General features: G+C 64.9%; 13 protein-coding genes. 10 read left to right on the top strand and 3 right to left on the bottom strand.

Annotated elements, in window-relative coordinates; all coding sequences use genetic code 11:
• Window positions 1-83: 83 nt before the first annotated feature.
• A complete protein-coding gene (locus ACVIW0_RS12525; RefSeq protein WP_456753796.1) occupies window positions 84-1160 on the bottom strand; it encodes a lysylphosphatidylglycerol synthase transmembrane domain-containing protein in 1077 nt (358 codons plus the stop codon).
• Window positions 1161-1783: 623 nt separating this feature from the next.
• On the opposite strand from ACVIW0_RS12525, the gene ACVIW0_RS12530 reads away from it, so the two are divergent.
• Together ACVIW0_RS12530 and ACVIW0_RS12535 are read left to right on the top strand one after the other, a co-directional pair.
• On the top strand, window positions 1784-3169 hold the full coding sequence (locus ACVIW0_RS12530) for an MFS transporter (RefSeq protein WP_461357308.1): 1386 nt from the start codon (window positions 1784-1786) through the stop codon (window positions 3167-3169).
• Between the two features lie 76 nt (window positions 3170-3245).
• Window positions 3246-5252 (top strand): S9 family peptidase, encoded by a 2007-nt coding sequence (locus ACVIW0_RS12535; protein ID WP_461352616.1) that lies wholly within the window; start codon window positions 3246-3248, stop codon window positions 5250-5252.
• 26 nt (window positions 5253-5278) lie between these two features.
• Here ACVIW0_RS12535 and ACVIW0_RS12540 read toward each other — a convergent pair whose 3' ends face one another.
• Window positions 5279-5713, bottom strand: a complete 435-nt coding sequence (locus ACVIW0_RS12540; protein WP_461352617.1) for a hypothetical protein — start codon at window positions 5711-5713, stop codon at window positions 5279-5281.
• 71 nt (window positions 5714-5784) lie between these two features.
• Here ACVIW0_RS12540 and ACVIW0_RS12545 point away from each other — a divergent pair, with 71 nt between their 5' ends.
• Complete coding sequence (locus ACVIW0_RS12545; protein WP_461352618.1) at window positions 5785-6402, top strand: hypothetical protein; 618 nt, start codon at window positions 5785-5787, stop codon at window positions 6400-6402.
• A gap of 27 nt (window positions 6403-6429) precedes the next feature.
• Here the strand turns inward: ACVIW0_RS12545 and ACVIW0_RS12550 are convergent, their stop codons facing one another.
• Window positions 6430-7773 (bottom strand): aminotransferase-like domain-containing protein, encoded by a 1344-nt coding sequence (locus ACVIW0_RS12550; protein WP_461352619.1) that lies wholly within the window; start codon window positions 7771-7773, stop codon window positions 6430-6432.
• Between the two features lie 249 nt (window positions 7774-8022).
• Here ACVIW0_RS12550 and ACVIW0_RS12555 point away from each other — a divergent pair, with 249 nt between their 5' ends.
• From ACVIW0_RS12555 to ACVIW0_RS12585, 7 genes are all read left to right on the top strand, one after another.
• A complete protein-coding gene (locus ACVIW0_RS12555) occupies window positions 8023-8193 on the top strand; it encodes a DUF1127 domain-containing protein (RefSeq protein WP_461352620.1) in 171 nt (56 codons plus the stop codon).
• Window positions 8194-8712: 519 nt separating this feature from the next.
• A complete protein-coding gene (locus ACVIW0_RS12560; RefSeq protein WP_461352621.1) occupies window positions 8713-9036 on the top strand; it encodes a hypothetical protein in 324 nt (107 codons plus the stop codon).
• Between the two features lie 17 nt (window positions 9037-9053).
• On the top strand, window positions 9054-9284 hold the full coding sequence (locus ACVIW0_RS12565) for a hypothetical protein (protein ID WP_461352622.1): 231 nt from the start codon (window positions 9054-9056) through the stop codon (window positions 9282-9284).
• A gap of 136 nt (window positions 9285-9420) precedes the next feature.
• Window positions 9421-9906, top strand: coding sequence for an Hsp20/alpha crystallin family protein (locus ACVIW0_RS12570; RefSeq protein ID WP_461352623.1), 486 nt, complete (start codon window positions 9421-9423; stop codon window positions 9904-9906).
• Between the two features lie 468 nt (window positions 9907-10374).
• Window positions 10375-10830, top strand: coding sequence for a small heat shock protein HspD (gene hspD, locus ACVIW0_RS12575; protein WP_461352624.1), 456 nt, complete (start codon window positions 10375-10377; stop codon window positions 10828-10830).
• Window positions 10831-10901: 71 nt separating this feature from the next.
• Window positions 10902-11222, top strand: a complete 321-nt coding sequence (locus tag ACVIW0_RS12580; RefSeq protein WP_461352625.1) for a hypothetical protein — start codon at window positions 10902-10904, stop codon at window positions 11220-11222.
• Window positions 11223-11239: 17 nt separating this feature from the next.
• On the top strand, window positions 11240-11749 hold the full coding sequence (locus ACVIW0_RS12585) for a hypothetical protein (RefSeq protein WP_461352626.1): 510 nt from the start codon (window positions 11240-11242) through the stop codon (window positions 11747-11749).
• The last annotated feature ends 439 nt before the right edge of the window (window positions 11750-12188 follow it).

Here is a 12188-nt window from a genome sequence, read left to right on the forward strand (position 1 = left end):
GTACGGCAAAAATAAGAGAAGCGGCTGCGGGGATCGAAAATCCGGGATCGAATGACCTGGGCGAGGCGCCGAAGCGTTGCCTGTTACCGTTTCAGCTGCCTGATCCGCTGCTGCCGGCTTTCGATCGGTTGCCGCACGGTCGCCGAGGCCGTGCAGGCCTGGCTCAATCGCTTTCGTTCCTGCCAGGGCTGCACCACGTTGAGCCAGAGCTCGCGCATGCCCATGATCGAGATCGAAATCCCGAACGGGATCAGGAAATAGAGGATGCGGAACACGACCAGCGTCGCCAGCAATTGTTCCTTGCTGAACTCCGGCAGCGCCACCAGCATCGCCGCATCGAACACGCCGATCGAGCCGGGGGCGTGGCTGGCGAAGCCGAGCAGCGTCGCCAGGATGAACACGACCGCCAGCGAGACGAAGTCGATATGCGGCTCGGTCGGCATCAACAGGTACATCGCAAGCGCACAGAAGCCGAGATCGACCACGCCGATCATGATCTGCAGCAGCGTCAGCTTGGCTGACGGCAACACCACCTTCCAGCCGTTCTGGCCGAGCTCACGGCGCTTCTCGCCGGTCAGCAGCCAGACGAAATAGGCGCCGATGCCGGCAAGGCAGCCGAGCGCGATCAGCCGGTTCATCGCCGGCGGCAGCAGATCCATCGCCGACGCCGCCGCCGGGTGCCAGGCCATGCCGAAGCCGAGCACGAACAGATTGCCGAGCCAGAAGGTCAGGCCGGACAGAAAGCAGATCTTGGCGACGTCGATCGCGGAGAGGCCGTAATCGGAATAGATCCGGAAGCGGATCGCGCCGCCGGTGAAGACGGTGGCGCCGATATTGTGACCGATCGTGTAGCTGGTGAAGCTCGACAGCGCTGCGATGCGGTAGGGGACGTGGGTCTTGCCGATCGTGCGCAACGCGAAGAAGTCATAGAAGGTCAGCGTGCAGAACGCCCCGACCACGCAGAGCGCCGCCAGCGCGATCCGGTGCGGCGCGATGTCGGTCAGCGCGGTGAGGATGACACCGGTATCGACGCCCTTCAGGGTGTGGACGAGCGACATGATCGCCAGCGCGATGATCAATACACTCGCGGCGATCCCGAGCCGTTTCCAGCCGATCTTTTCCTTGAAACCACGCCCAAGCGTGGTCAGCAGCCGAAGCATTCATCCTCCCGGCGGGGCGGCGATTTCAATGGGACCCGGTCACGGACGGCGACGGGTGACGGGCAAACGCACCGTACGCGATGACCCATAAGGCAAAACCGGTGCGTTGTGCAGCCCTTGACAAGCCAAGCTTCGACCCTCGTCCAGCGTCATTGTCATACTGGCTACATATGTTCTCGCTCTACGGAATGTGAGTCGCAGGCATGCGATCCGCTGTGACGGAACGACCGCGTGTTCCATCGTTCCCAGCCGTTTCATCGGCATTTTTGCCGATTTTGTGGTCGTCTCGGCACCGTCGCCGGCAGCGGGCGCACAGCGAATAGATGATATGCATCGGCATGGGGACATCGGCGCCCGCGCTGGCGTTTACCAAAGTGTGAAGTCGATCCGCGCATGCGCATGATCCGGCTGTGGAGCGCGGGCCGGGACGCGGCGCGCCGGAGCTGGTCCGTAGGCCTATTGAGGCAAAACGCCGCGCAAGGTGGCGACGGCCCAGCCAGCGTCGATCATGACACACTTCGACCGTTGGCGAAGTGTTTTGTCGAAACGAAAGCCTATCTCTCGCATTGGTCGCCCAGAGCGAGGACAAGAGCATGCAACAGGCATCCCCGAACCTCCGGCGCATGCCGGACCAGCGCGCGCCCGATCCACAATCGACCGGGCTTGCGGCGACATTGACGCTCGCCGCGATGAGCCTCGGTTACGGCGTCGTGCAGCTTGACGTCACCATCGTCAACACGGCGCTCAATGCCATCGGCGGCTCGCTCGGTGGCGGCGTCGCCGAGCTGCAATGGGTGGTGAGCGCCTACACCATCGCCTTTGCCGCCTTCATCCTGACCGCGGGCGCGCTCGGTGACCGGATCGGCGCCAAGCGCGTCTTCATGGCGGGCTTTGCGATCTTCACCGCGGCATCGGTCGCCTGCGCGGTCGCGCCCGATGCGGTGACGCTGATCGCGGCCCGCTGCGTGCAGGGGCTGGCCGCGGCCATCCTGGTGCCGAACTCGCTGGCGCTGCTGCGCCACGCCTATGCGGACGACAAGGCGCGCGGACGCGCGGTCGGCGTCTGGGCCGCAGGCGCAAGCCTTGCGCTGACGGCGGGCCCGTTCGTCGGCGGCGGACTGATCACGCTGGTCGGCTGGCGTGCGATCTTCCTGGTCAATCTGCCGATCGGCCTGGCCGGTCTGTGGCTGGCCTGGCGTTTTGCCGGCGAAACCACCCGCCATCAGCAGCACCGGCTCGATTTGCCGGGTCAGCTCGCGGCGATCGCCGCGCTCGGCACCTTGGCCGGCGCGCTCATCGAAGGCGGCGCGCTCGGCTGGGATAGCCGGTTCGTGGTCGCAGGCTTCGTGCTCGCCGCGATTTTGTCCGTGCTGTTCATCTGGCAAGAGGCGCGCGCGCCGCAGCCGATGCTGCCGCTCGCGCTGTTCAGCCATCGGATGTTCGCGCTGACGTCGATCGTCGGCCTCCTCGTCAACGTGGCGTTCTATGGACTGATCTTCGTGCTCAGCCTCTACTTCCAGCAGGTCAACGGGCTGTCGGCGTTTGCGACCGGTCTGGCGTTCGTGCCGATGCTCGGCGCGGTGCTGCCCGCCAACCTGATCGCGCCGCATGTCGCGGAGCGGATCGGCGCGCCGGCGGCGATCGCGCTCGGCGCCGCGCTCTCGGCCGCCGGATGTCTGGCACTGCTGTTCATCGGTCCGGGCACGACTTATCCCGCGATCTGCCTGCAACTCGTCGCGATCAGCGGCGGCCTTGGCCTGCTGGTGCCGCCCCTGACATCGACATTGCTCGGCAGTGCCGAGCCCCAGCATGCCGGCATCGCGGCCGGGGTGCTGAATGCGACCCGGCAGACCGGCAGCGTGCTCGGCGTCGCGTTGTTCGGCTCCCTGGTCGGGCGGTCCGCGGCCTTCATCGCCGGCCTGCATGCGGCACTCGTGATCTCCACCGGCGTGTTGCTTGCCGCTGCCGCTCTGATCTGGATCGGCGCATCATCACAAGCGCGGCAATGAGCCAGGCCCTCGTTGCGCGGTCGCGGCGCGGCATTTAACCTTGCACCGTCGAGGCTATCGCCGAGGGGCCGATCAGATGCCTGCGCCAATCGACCGTCGTCTGTTGCTGCGCCGCGCCGCCATGCTCGGTGTCGCGCTGCCATTTGCCAACCTGACCGGTTCGGCTCGCGCAGAAGCACCCGGCCTGATCGCGCGCAGGGTATTCTTCGACAATCCCGATTACATTAACGTCCGCCTCAGTCCCGACGGGACGCAGCTGGCCTGGGTTGCGCCGCGCGACGGCGTGAACAATCTCTGGATCGCGCCGCTGTCCGACCTCAAGGCCGCGCGGCCCGTCACCCGCGTCACCGACCGCAACATCTCGAACAGCTATCGCTGGGCCCATACCAATCGCCATCTGGTGTTCTTTCGCGAGCGCGACGGCGACGAGAACTGGCGCGCCGCCAGCGTCGACATCACGGACGGCAAGATCGTGCCGCTGACGCCCGAGGCCGGCGTCAAGTCGTTCGTGCAGGAATCCGATCGCAAGTTTCCCGACGAGATGCTGCTGCAGCACAACCAGCGCGACAAGCGATACTTCGATCTGTACCGCGTCAACATCGTGACCGGCGCAAGCGCGCTCGTTTACGAGAATCCGGACTATGCCGGCCTGGTTACCGACAGCGCATTCCAGTTGCGCATCGCCACGCGGCTGACCGCCGATGGCTCTGCTGAAGTGTTCGAGCGTCGTCCGGACGGCAGCTGGACGCCGTTCGCGACGGTGCCGATTGCCGATACCGACACGACGCGCATCCTCGATTTCAGCGAGGACGGCAACACGATGTACCTGATCGACTCGCGAGGCCGCGACAAGGCGGCGTTCTTCGCGCTCGACATGACGACGCGCCAGACCACGCTGCTCGCCGCCGACGAAGACGCCGACATCGTGCGCGCGATCTTCGACGAGCACCGCCGGCCGATCGCGGCATTGGCGGTGACCGACCGGGTCCGCTGGCACGCCATCGACCCGGGCGTCAGCCAGGATCTCGCCGATCTGACGCGGCACGGCGGTGGCGACATCACCTTCGTCAGCAACAGCGACGATCTGCGGCTCGGCAGCGTCTACTACGAGCGCGATACCGAGAGCGGCGAATACGCGCTGCTCGACCGCAAGACCCGTGAGGTGCACAAGCTGTTCACGCAGCGCCGCGTGCTCGACGGTCTTGCGCTGCGCAAGCTCGAGCCGGTTGTGATCACCGCGCGCGATGGCCTGCGCCTCAACTGCTACCTGACCCGGCCGGTCGAGGCCGAAGCCGGCCGCGTGCCGCTGGTGCTGTTGATCCATGGCGGTCCATACTACCGCGACAGCTGGGGCTTCAGCCCGGTCCATCAATGGCTCGCCAGCCGCGGCTATGCGGTGCTCGCCGTCAACTATCGCGGTTCGACCGGCTTCGGCAAAGCCTTCGTCACCGCGGCCGACCACGAATGGGGCGGCAAGATGCATGACGATTTGATCGACGCGGTCGATTGGGCGATCGCGCAAGGCATCGCCGATCCGAAGCGCGTCGGCTTCTTCGGCGGCAGCTATGGCGGCTATTCAGCGCTGATGGCCGCGACCAAGACGCCCGACGTCTTCGCCTGCATCGTCGACCTGTTCGGCATCTCCAATCTGGTCACCTTCATGGCGACGATCCCGCCCTACTGGGGCCCGTGGATCAGCGTCTGGAAGAACCGGCTCGGCGATCCCGACACCGAGGCCGGCCGCGCGTTCCTGGTCGAACGTTCGCCGCTGACCCACATCGATCGCGCCACCAGGCCGATCCTGATCGCGCAGGGCATGCGCGACGTGAGGGTCGTGGCTGCGGAGTCCGAGCAGATGGTCAATGCGCTCAAGCAGCGTGGCGTGCCGGTGACCTACGTCACTTTCGCCGACGAGGGGCACGGCTTTGTGCGGCCGGAAAATCGGCTCGCCTTCTATGGCGTCACCGAAGCGTTCCTCGCCAAGCACCTTGGCGGTCGTTGTCAGCCGATCGGCAATGATTTCGCGGGCTCGTCGCTCAAGATCGAGACCGGCGCCGAACTGGTGCCCGGGCTACGCGGCTGAGACGAATTGCGCAGCTCGAAAGCGTTCTAGCTCTTGCGCAGGGCGAAATAGGCACCGCAGAACGCCATCACGGCGCCGAGGCACAGCGCCGCAAGGCCGGCGACCACGGCGGAAATGGTCGAGACCGTGCTCGGGGCCGAGGCGGCCTGGCCGGCGCCGGCCAGCATCAGCACGCCGACGACGATGAGGAACTGCCGCATCCGCTGCGGGATCTGGCCGGCGACCGCGCTGTGCATCAGGTTGGCGGTGAAGTAGCCGCCCGAAAATCCGACTGATGCGATCAGCCACCAGGCGATCGCCGCGCCGGCCGGCATGAATTCGCGGCTATCGGAGCGCCACAGGCCGCCGAGATCGAGCCCGTAGCGTGCGCCGAGCATATGCACGGCAAGCGCCAGCAGCACGCCGGATATCATCGCGCCGCCGAGGATGAGGTAACGCGGAAAATAGGTCGTCTCGGGCATGGCACGCTTGTAGGATAGGCGTGACATCCGATGCAAGCGCGCGGGTGTGTCTGAACAGGTGGAATGGCGGATTGCCAGCAACGTTGCAGGACCGGTCGGAGGCGGGCGAGGGCACAGCGGTGCGCTATGCGTACAAGGCCTCGCTGGTCGGCTCGGCGCACCAGTTCGAGCTGACCGAGGACGGGCTGGTGTGGCGGATCGCCGGCCGGTCCGGCGTCTGGGACTACGCCGACATCTCCGTGGTGAAATTGTCCTTTCGTCCGGTCTCGATGCAGCAGCAACGGTTTCGCGCCGACATCGACAACGCCAAAGGCGGCCGGATCGCGATCCTCTCGACCACCTGGCAGACCGCGACGCTGGTCGCGCCGCAGGGCCGTCTCTACCGCGACTTCATCGTCGCGCTGCATCGCAGGATGCAGGCGGCCGGCAGCACGCCCAGGCTGGTCGGAGGGCTCGGGCCGAAGACATACACCGCCGCGCTGGCGCTGCTGGCCTGCCTTGCGGTGGCAATGCTCGGCTTGCTGCTGATGGCGCTATGGACCGCGAACTGGATGGGCGCGCTGTTTCTGGTCGGCTTTGCCGCGCTTTTCACCTGGCAGGTCGGCGGCTTCGTCACCCGCAACCGCCCGCGGCGCTACAGTTTCGATCAATTGCCCGATGCGCTGCTGCCGAAGGTCGACCGCGATTGATTGCAATGAAGTGCGACACAGTGGTGTTCACTCCGTCGAATCGAAATCCTCTTCTGTCGCGCTCAGCATGCTGGCAAGCGTGCGCAGGCCGAGGTCGAGCTGCTCCATCGGCGGCGCGGCAAGCGCGAGCCGCACCGCATTGGGCGCGTGGCCCGGCGTGGCGGCGAAGGTGGTCGACGGCGTCAGCGCGATGTCGCGGCGCGCTGCCGCCGCGACCAGGGTCTGCGAGCGCCAATGCGGCGGCAAGGTCAGCCAGAGATGATAGGACTTCGGGTTGGTCTGGATCTCGAAATCGGCCAGATGCTTCGCCGCGATCTGCTGGCGGCGGCCGGCGTCGATCCGCTTCAGCCGTGACAATTCGGCGGCGGTGCCGTCGGCCATCAGCCGCTGGCTGGCTGCGAAGGCGTAGCCCGACGCGGTCCAGCCGCCCGAGCGCACCGCGGCCATGACGCTCTCGCGCAGCCGCGGCGGCGAGACGATGAAGCCGAGCGCGAGGCCGGGCGCGACCTTCTTCGACAGGCTGTCGAGCAGGATGCAGCTGTCCGGCGCCAGCGACGCCAGCGGCACCTCGTCGTCGAGGAAGCCGTAGACGCCGTCCTCGATCACGACGAGGCCGAGCTTCTCCACCACGCGCAACAGCTCGGCGCGCCGCTCGGCCGGCATCGTGATGCTGAGCGGGTTCTGGATCGTGGGCTGGACGTAGATCGCGGACAGATGCGCCTCGCGATGCGCCTTCTGCACCGCGTCGGGGCGGACGCCGTGCTCGTCCATCGCAAGCGGCACCAGCGAGACGCCGAGCCGCGCGGCGATGCCCTTCACGAAGGGATAGGTCAGTGCCTCGACGCCGCAGCGTCCGCCGGGCGGCACCACGGCGGCTAGCGCGGCCGCGATGCATTGCCGGCCGTTGGCGGTGAACACGATCTGATCCGGATTCGGCGACCAGCCTTTGCGTGCGAGGAATTCGGCGGAGATCGTCCGCGCCGCCCGGGTGCCGAAACTGGTGGCCGGCCGCAACGCGCCTTCGAGCACTTCCGGCCGCTCGAGCCCTTCGAGGCTCTTGGCAATCATCGTCGCCTGATGCGGCAGCAGCGGATAATTGAATTCGAGATCGATGCGGGCGCCACGCGGCTCGGGCGGGGCCACGTTGCCGCGGCGCGCTTCGCCGGACACGAAGGTGCCGCGGCCGACTTCGCCGACCACCAGCCCGCGCCGCAACAGCTCGGTGTAGACCCGGCTCGCGGTCGAGACCGCGATGTTGCGGTCATAGGCGAAATGACGTTGCGGCGGCAGGCGGTCGCCGGCCTTCAGCGCGCCGCTGGCGATCTCGGCGGCCACCGCATCCGCCAGCTTCAGATATTCGAACCGGGACATTATTGCACCGAGAGCAATGTTTTGCTTGCTCCGAGCAATGTACCGGATCATTTAAGGGAGAACAAGCCCATGATTGTACCGAGGAGCGCGCAAGCAATCCAAGGTGGCAACGGCGCGGGGTGCCGAAATGGCATTTGCGTCAACGGCGTAGCTTTGCCGTCTGGGCATCGCAGGAGAGAGACGATGACGACGATATCCTCAACCGCCGCTGCGCCCGGGCGGCCCAGTATCTCGGGTGGATTGCTCCGATTGCTCCGACTGACGGGCGATGCGCTCGTGGGCCATTGGATGCGCCGCGAGGCGATCAAGACGCTGCGCCAGCTCGATGACCGGACGCTGCGCGACATCGGAATCTCGCGCTGCCAGATCGAGACCGCCGTCACCGGCGATCTCGATCTGGAACTGGTGCGGATGCGTTGAGACGCTGCTGCGGCGCTCGCGCATGATCCGGAAAACGAAGCGGCGGTTTTCCCTCGCGACAAACGCGGAACGCGTTCGCGTGGAGATCATGCTCAAACAGAAGGCTAAAGCGCGATCACGATTCAACGCAATCTCATCGCGCTTTAGCCGAACACGTGCCGCTCCGAACTGCCGTGTTCGGGCTCGTCAGTCGCAAAAAAATTGCGCGCGCCCTTGAACGGCATTTTTTCGATTCCTAAGTGGCTTGCCGCCAAGCCGGTTCTGGACGCTGGTCGCCGAGGCCGGGGAAGTCGGAGCCCGCGACAGCGGTGCCGGCGCAGCACTTCTGATCAGGCCATCCGCAACGATGGCGGGCTCACGCTCGAAGGAGAAAGGAGAGACATACCTGGAGACCCAAGATGAGCAGACGCATGCAAACTCGATCGCGCAAAAGCGGGACGGCTGTACTGCATTGGCTCATGTTCGTCCTCAGCTTTCTGACGATCGGATGGATCAGCTTCGTACTGACAGGAGGATGAGATGACCAGGAATCGAAAACCCGTCTCCGCTGCCCGGGAGACCTTCAGCCGTAGCCGGAGATTAATTGCCGGCATCTTCGCATTGGCGATGTTGTCGCCGACCGGCGCCATCGCCATGGACAGCACGCCGAAAGTGACGTCCGATCGGGCCGGCCATGTACTGCCGCTCCCACCCGTCCGCTATCTCGATTCGATGCGCTGGATGGATTGGAAGCCGGGCGCACCGCTGTTCAAGGTCGACACCCTGCTGCTGCCGGACAGCACCCACCCGGGCATGTTCCGCCTTCCCTGGGATGACGAGCGGAACCTGCCCCGCGTCAGCTGAAGCCGACGAGGCCGGAAATGTCCAAGCCTGCATCCTGGCCGCCCGCATCGCAGGACGGGCGGCCGCTTCCGGAGACCGTGCGCGCCTTTCTCGTCGAAAGCGAGCGTCGCGTCGTGTCGCACTGCCAAAAGCTGCTGGCGCAGGATGACTTGCCGGGTGATCACCGGCAGAGGTTGCTCCGCCTGGCCGCGGCAGCCGAGCAACAGATGCAACGCCTTGCAGGCACGCACGAGATCAAAGCAGCTTAAGAAATCAAAGGAGGCGCTTGAAAGAACCGCAGATCCTGACCGCAGTCACAGCATCGGGACGCCGGGCGTGGGCGTAAGGCGCCCGCACCGCCCCGTATTAACAGGAGAACAAACCCGTACCGAGAGGAGAAGAAACATGGCTATTCGTGATCTCATTCCCTGGACAAAGAACCAGGAGCTTGCGCCCGTGCGCGATACCTACGATCCGTTCATGACGTTGCATCGGGAGATGAATCGTCTGTTTGACGATGTGTTTCGCGGCTTCGGCGGCACCAGCCCGCTCATGGAGGGCCGCTTCGGCTGGCCAAGGCTCGAGCTGAACGATGGCGACAAGAACCTGACCATCTCGGCGGAGCTGCCCGGCATGACCGAGAAGGACGTCCAGGTCGAAATTGCCAACGGCGTCCTGACCATCCGCGGCGAGAAGAAGGCCGAACGCAACGGCGAGGGGAAGTACTTCACCGAGCGCTATTACGGCTCTTTCGAGCGGCAGATCCCGCTCGAGGGCGTACACGAGGACAAGGCGGAGGCATCGTTCAAGAACGGCGTCCTGACGATCTCCTTGCCGAAATCCGACAAGCCGCGAGAAGGCGTCAAGCGCATCGCGATCAACGCCCATTAAAGTGCGACGAGATTGGGTTGAATCGTCTTCGCGCTTTTGCCTCGAGCTGATCTCCGCGCAAACGCGTTCCGCCTTTGTCGCGAGGGAAATCCGCTCCACACCTTTCCCGATCGTGCTCCAGGCCAAATCGTTCGGGCGGCGCTGAAGGCGCCGCTCGCATTGTTGCTGGCGTCCATGGTGAACGGGCGTCGCCGTGGGCGGTGCACGGGGCTGCAATCCTCACCGGTGCAGCCGGGCCCCGGCGGAAAGTTTTCAGCCTTTGTTAACGAGAACCGGCGGCGCCGGGCCACCGCCAACGGTCTTCAGAAAATTTTCTACGCCCTTCTTGAAACCAAAAACGACTTTGCTAATTCTTTTGTCGCCACCGGACGGTGGCGTCCCGGGCGCCGCATGGGCCCGGGCAGTGAGACGGGCACCGGTCGTGTCCGGTGCCGCTCGTATCCATCTTGCTCTTAGGAGGATTTGGCTATGCGCACTTACGACTTCTCTCCCTTGTGGCGCTCGACCGTCGGCTTCGACCGCCTGTTTGATCTCGCGGAAATGGCCCAGCGGGCCGGCGAGGACAACTATCCCCCCTACAACATCGAACGGCTGGCGGAGGACCGCTATCAGATTTCGCTGGCGGTTGCCGGGTTTGCGCCCAGCGATATCACGATCACGGCCGAGCAGAACGTGGTCACGATCGAAGGCAGCAAGTCCGACAAGGCCGAGCGGGACTTCCTGTATCGCGGAATCTCGACCCGCAACTTCAAGCGCCAGTTCAATCTGGCGGACTATGTTCAGGTCAAGAGCGCCGCGTTCGACAACGGCCTGCTCAAGATCGAGCTGGTCCGGGAAATCCCGGAAGCCATGAAGCCGCGCCGGATCGCGATCAACGGCGTGCCGGCCGACAACGTCCAGAAGCTGGAAACCAAGGCAGCCTAGTCAGGACTCAGGTTGGCGGCCGCGCGAGGCGTCGCGCGGCTGCAACCATCGTCAATGAAAAGGAGGATACCATGCGGCCGACGACCGCCGACGACAATGTTTTCGACTTCAACGCGCTGCTTCATCCCGGCACGGTCTTCGAGCACCCGAAGGACGTTGTGTATCACCCCGTCCTGACAACCGCCGAGAAGAGGGCAATTCTGGCGTCCTGGGCGTCGGATGCCTCTGCAATCGCGTCTTGCCCCTCGATGCGTTCGCCTGCCGGACTGAAGAAGCCGGTTTCGATCGACGAGATCCTCGAAGCGCTGTGCGAGCTCGATGGCGGTCCCCGGAATTCTCCCGGAGGCAAGCCCTGCCGATTGCGCTCTACCGAACGTGCCATCGCTGCCTGAGGCCGGGAGGTCGGACCATGCTCGAAGCGAACCTGCAACGGCTGCGCGCGCATCAAAGGAATGTCGACCGCTATCGCAGGCTGCTGGCAACGCGTCTTTCGGATCTTGAACGCTCCTATATCGAGCGCCGATTGAGCGAAGAGCAGGCTTCCGCGACAAGACTTCTGCGAGAGACGTTCCCCGAACGCCTCTCCGCGCTGCTGCCGAGGATCGAGGGACGAACGACAACGCTTGAAATGGCTGCGCTGCTGAACCCGGCCGGCGCATTCGCTCATCCCATGGACGTCGTCGACGACTGCGATCTGACGCGGTACGAGAAGCGGGCAATCCTGTCATCCTGGGCCGCAAACGCTTGCGGGGTCCCGGGAGCAAGCCAGCCCGTCCAGGATAATGCCGTCAGCTTCGACGATATCCTTGATGCCTTGCATCTTGTGGAGCCGCAACACGAGCCTGCCGCCGATCGGGGCAAGAGATCTGGCCGTCACCAGGAGCGCGATGGTCCGAACGGTCTTTCCGTTGACGTGTAGGTAGCTCTTGGGAGGGGCAAAATGTATCAAACCGTCTCTCAACCGCAGCCATCCATCGCTAGCGGTCTAACGCACTATCTCGCCAAATCCGCAAGTTTCCGATCCTGACTCCCATTGCTGACGTGCCGTTCTCGCTGCCGCGTTCGGGAAGCTGACTGGCGAGAACCCGAGCGATCGGCGCAGGCGTATGCGTTAGTAGCAATCGCTCGACAGAAACGGCAACCGTTCCGCCGCCGGGCGGCGCGGCGGAATTGGACCGAACGGCGGCGGTGCACACGTCGGCCGCAATCTCTCTACAACTAGCTCAATCGCTCGGGGGCACCGGCACACGCGGTTCGCTAGATGTCGTCGTGTCCATGCCAACGACACGGAGACGATAGCGGTGCGCAACAGATGTTTGACTTCTTCTACTGCCAGGGACGGCGTCCTTTTCTTCGGG

Source organism: Bradyrhizobium sp. USDA 4454 (assembly GCF_054822705.1).

Bases quoted from the DNA above. Each gene is read 5' to 3' on its own strand.
- ACVIW0_RS12565 (WP_461352622.1), top strand. From the start codon at position 9,054: ATGTCCAAGCCTGCATCCTGGCCGCCCGCATCGCAGGACGGGCGGCCG.
- ACVIW0_RS12530 (WP_461357308.1), top strand. From the start codon at position 1,784: ATGCCGGACCAGCGCGCGCCCGATCCACAATCGACCGGGCTTGCGGCG.
- ACVIW0_RS12585 (WP_461352626.1), top strand. From the start codon at position 11,240: ATGCTCGAAGCGAACCTGCAACGGCTGCGCGCGCATCAAAGGAATGTC.
- ACVIW0_RS12525 (WP_456753796.1), bottom strand. From the start codon at position 1,160: ATGCTTCGGCTGCTGACCACGCTTGGGCGTGGTTTCAAGGAAAAGATC.
- ACVIW0_RS12560 (WP_461352621.1), top strand. From the start codon at position 8,713: ATGACCAGGAATCGAAAACCCGTCTCCGCTGCCCGGGAGACCTTCAGC.
- hspD (WP_461352624.1), top strand. From the start codon at position 10,375: ATGCGCACTTACGACTTCTCTCCCTTGTGGCGCTCGACCGTCGGCTTC.
- ACVIW0_RS12580 (WP_461352625.1), top strand. From the start codon at position 10,902: ATGCGGCCGACGACCGCCGACGACAATGTTTTCGACTTCAACGCGCTG.
- ACVIW0_RS12540 (WP_461352617.1), bottom strand. From the start codon at position 5,713: ATGCCCGAGACGACCTATTTTCCGCGTTACCTCATCCTCGGCGGCGCG.
- ACVIW0_RS12535 (WP_461352616.1), top strand. From the start codon at position 3,246: ATGCCTGCGCCAATCGACCGTCGTCTGTTGCTGCGCCGCGCCGCCATG.
- ACVIW0_RS12570 (WP_461352623.1), top strand. From the start codon at position 9,421: ATGGCTATTCGTGATCTCATTCCCTGGACAAAGAACCAGGAGCTTGCG.
- ACVIW0_RS12550 (WP_461352619.1), bottom strand. From the start codon at position 7,773: ATGTCCCGGTTCGAATATCTGAAGCTGGCGGATGCGGTGGCCGCCGAG.